Genomic DNA, 3728 nt, shown 5'->3' with positions numbered 1-3728 from the left:
AGGCATTATCCAATGCTTACTTAAAATCTCAGGGGCTTTATGAATTGCGCGATGGATGGATCAAGCTTCACCATTCTCAGTGAAACGCCCTGTGCGGATCCGCATGCAGGGTGTTGTGGGGGCTGAGGGTTAGAGACCCTCGGCTACCCGATTATACGTTACCTGCATCACGTAGCCATGTTCAATTTTGGCCAAAAACTGACATTAGCGGTAAACTCTTACCCCTTTACTAAGCTGCTAATTAGTTAGATTTAACGTGTAAGAACCTTCAGGGTAATAGGGGCCAACACAGTAGGGAGTATCATTGAGATCTTCTGCAATCATAGATGTTGTGAAAATTAACTGATAATCGGCCGTCACATCTTTACATGCATCGATTATTAGATGCTGAAAGTTTTGGCTACGCTTAGCTACCATCCCTTTATCCTCAATGTTATCCATTATCAAGAAATTAGGAATTCTGGAATCCTTATCTTGGAGCGCTTGCAAGAAAAATGCGAAACGCAGGCTATTTTTCAAAATAACCATTGAGCTTGCAGAGAACTTACCTCTACCATTTACAGCCATACTGTCCTTAGCAAAATCAAAAAACACATACTCCGGCTCCTTGAATGATTGCTCACCACCATCATCAACCAATAACTTTGATGAAATTCCCTCAATCTCTTTGTAAACTGTTTCAAAGCGGTTTTTATTCTTAGCTTTCAGAGCTTCAAGCCTATCTTCCAGGACTGTTATTTCGCCCTGCGCACCGGCCTTTTTCCGCTGTAAACCTTCTACCTTCTCTACAAATTCCAACTTTTCTTCTAAGGTTGCAACCATGCTTTTTTGATACCCTATCTCAGTAGATACCTCTGCGATCAATGCGCTCCTGTTATCAGTGAATGATACAAGATCATTATATTCTTCCTTAAGGATCGACAACTGTCGCCTAAAAGCAGGAATTTTTGAATTACAAACATCGACAGTATTCTGAAAATCCTCTACTAGAGCTAGACTTTCTTTAATCTGAAAATTTATTTCATTCATCATTTGGATATAGGCAAAATCCCTCTCTTTATCGCCTATATCAGCCTTGCACAGGCCGCAGGAATGCCCTTCCGTATCGACTGCGATTTCAGTTAAACAAGAAGGACAATACTTAAATGAGATGCCACCAAGGCTGCCATTAACTAGCTTTGATTCGTTTAACGAACTTAGTCTGTGCTGCAAGCTATCCAGAAAATGTTTAGTATCTAATAGCTCAATGTTTGTAGAGCGCCGCACATCCTGTAAATTATCAATCTCAGCATTCAACCTACTAATTTCATTGACTAGCTCAGCAGTTTTCCTCTCTGCAGCCTCATCGAGTTTTTCGTGTGTAGATGCCTGAATATCACTGCGTTTTGCTATTAACAAGTCAATTGAATTATTAACTTCAGAAATTTCACCGTTCAAAACTTCTCTATTAATTGATGAAGCATCATTTCCAAACATTCTATAAATAGCTTTTAACTCACCGTTAATTGCCTCAAAGATCTTATTCGCTACCATCAGATCTTGCCGAATATTATGAGATTCCAGGTCATCAATACCAAGCAAATACTCTCCTATAGCTCTCCGAATAGTAGCATTGTCGTGTTGATCATCTGCTTTAAGTAACTTACTGGTTGAGGTGAGCTGATCAACATAGAGTAACCGCAAAATCTGATGCATTGTTAGGTTTGCATCGTCATCGTTCTTATGAGTTGGAAGATCTAACATATCGAACATCTGCTGCGAAAAGCTATGCCTCTCAGCTGACCGCCGAGATGAGTACCTCAGCCAGTTCTCACTGTCTTTAGACGCTGCATCATAGTCACCTTCAAATATTAGCGTCGGGGCCTGACCGGTCTCAGAAATATCTCTTTTAAGACAAACCTGTACACCATTAATAAATATTTCTGCAATGACGGAGCTGCATAACAGCTGCTCTTCTGTCCAAGAAACTATTTCATATCCCAGCACATAGACTAGAAAATCCATAATTGTGGACTTTCCGGTTGAATTCCAACCACGAATTATATTTACCCCTGGATGAAACTCTTGATCGTATACATGTTTTGAACCGCGCAATATCAGTAAACGGCCAAGCCTCAAGGTTGACTTACTCATACTGGCTCCACATCGTAACGAAATTCCATTAAACCCGTTCTTGCCTTCAATCCTTTTCTCCCGGTGAAACTAATTGTTGGGAACTCGTTTATGAGCATTCTGAACCACTCTTCGTTAGCCAGCACACTCTCTCTTAAGCCAGCCGCAATTTCCTGAGGAAGTTCAGTATCAGTTCGCTCTAACTTTCTTGCTCTAAAGGCCTCGAGGTCGATAATATTTTTTGCCAATAGATTCTGTATTGCTGTAGTTTGAATAGGTTCCAACTCATGCATAGTTCTCTTTACATTCGTGAGTCTTTCATAGGGTTCTGGGATTTCTTTTAACACTCGCTTGAACGCGGATAATTCAGCAGGAAACGGCTTAATATTTTTCAACAAACTGGGAAAGATCGTATAGAAATCAACAATTCTATACAAATCGATATCTATTGTAGAATGCTGTGTAGTTTCAAGTATCAGCAACAAGCGATACACGCAGTGGTTAACATCATGAATCGGGTGATATATCAGCATGTCTCATCCCATACCAAATGACATTTCCCTGTAAGAAAAAACAACATACCAAGGATTAATTCTTTTGTTACCTCATCGTCAAACTCAATAATTGCACTATGTGCAGGCTCTATAATTTTTTCATAGATTATTATATCAACCTCTGACGTAGGAGCGTTTTCCCTGATTCTTGGTCGTACAAACTGGTCAAAACCAATCAATATATGAGATAGGATTTGCACATACACTTTTTGTTCGGTTAGAGACATCTGTGATTTACAAACCCGTCTAGCAAATTTCCCCTTATACCGTATCGCATTTCCAAGAAGGTCTGCTCGGCCACCATTTTTTAACTTATTTTCAAGGCCAATAATTTCTCTGTATGGATGAGCTGTCACATACTCTGTGAGCTCCTCAATAATATCAACTAGCTCTTGATTTTCTTTAGAAGCCGCAAGGATTTTTTGTATAACCTTTTCAAGCGCACTGTCTTTGGCCTGAACCACATTCCCAAAGTAGTTATTACCAATATGGTTGGCGTGATCCTGATAAGAAATCTCCTTGGACATATTTAAAACCTGTTATCGCCTTGGTGTTTCGAGTGATCACGATAGACAACTGACGGCCCCTGAGTGGCTCGCTGTTTTCCTTTCGTGATAGCGAGCAACAAGGCTAGGCCAAACACACAAATTATCAAAATCACGATGTAGAACATCTTATCGCTACCAAAAAGCTCAATAATTTGCTGTTGAAAGAGGACTTTTAATAACATGCTGAACAGTAGTCCTAATACGCCCACAGCACCAGTAGTTTTTACTGCCAATTTCCAAAACGGATCCATATTCTTCACTCTGTCTAACACGTCTACTTAGTAATTAAATTACCTATTATTTCTTTCAATCCTGCTATTGCTATTTCATTTAATCCAACCCCTATACTTGATCAGCCTTAATATGATCAACGTATAACGCATTAATAAAGGGCGCGCGTTAGCGCGTCCAGCCGCAGGCGAACTTTGATTAACTTGTGTACGCCCAGCATGGGCATGAACTAATGAGGTGAAAGTCCTCTGTAGGAAGGTCACCATCCATAGCGATTTATATC

5 protein-coding genes are annotated in these 3728 nt (G+C 40.1%); all 5 read right to left on the bottom strand.

The features are described 5' to 3' along the window. Positions 1-237: 237 nt before the first annotated feature. The gene (locus A3773_RS16630; RefSeq protein WP_067988577.1) at positions 238-2133 is read right to left on the bottom strand and encodes an ATP-binding protein; all 1896 of its coding nucleotides are present in this window, start codon (positions 2131-2133) and stop codon (positions 238-240) included. Next, entirely contained in the window at positions 2130-2645 is a 516-nt protein-coding gene (locus A3773_RS16625) for an ABC-three component system middle component 5 (RefSeq protein ID WP_067988575.1), read from the bottom strand. Before A3773_RS16625 ends, A3773_RS16630 begins: the two co-directional genes overlap by 4 nt. Next, complete coding sequence (locus A3773_RS16620) at positions 2639-3193, bottom strand: ABC-three component system protein (protein ID WP_067988573.1); 555 nt, start codon at positions 3191-3193, stop codon at positions 2639-2641. Before A3773_RS16620 ends, A3773_RS16625 begins: the two co-directional genes overlap by 7 nt. Positions 3194-3195: 2 nt before the next feature. Beyond that, positions 3196-3465 carry a hypothetical protein gene (locus tag A3773_RS16615; protein WP_067988569.1) on the bottom strand — a complete coding sequence of 90 codons (270 nt, stop codon included), beginning with the start codon at positions 3463-3465 and terminating at the stop codon, positions 3196-3198. A gap of 75 nt (positions 3466-3540) precedes the next feature. Then, positions 3541-3728 (bottom strand): hypothetical protein (locus A3773_RS18395; protein WP_231902229.1); only part of this gene is annotated, 188 nt, incomplete at its 5' end.

Source organism: Neptuniibacter pectenicola (genome assembly GCF_001597735.1).
Lineage (GTDB): Bacteria > Pseudomonadota > Gammaproteobacteria > Pseudomonadales > Balneatricaceae > Neptuniibacter > Neptuniibacter pectenicola.
The sequence above is the reverse complement of the archived record's forward strand: the minus strand, read 5'-3'. Positions and strand labels throughout refer to the sequence as shown.

What these genes read in the sequence shown, in the direction of transcription:
- A3773_RS16615 (WP_067988569.1), bottom strand. Translation starts at nt 3,465, where the DNA reads ATGGATCCGTTTTGGAAATTGGCAGTAAAAACTACTGGTGCTGTGGGC.
- A3773_RS16630 (WP_067988577.1), bottom strand. Translation starts at nt 2,133, where the DNA reads ATGAGTAAGTCAACCTTGAGGCTTGGCCGTTTACTGATATTGCGCGGT.
- A3773_RS16625 (WP_067988575.1), bottom strand. Translation starts at nt 2,645, where the DNA reads ATGCTGATATATCACCCGATTCATGATGTTAACCACTGCGTGTATCGC.
- A3773_RS16620 (WP_067988573.1), bottom strand. Translation starts at nt 3,193, where the DNA reads ATGTCCAAGGAGATTTCTTATCAGGATCACGCCAACCATATTGGTAAT.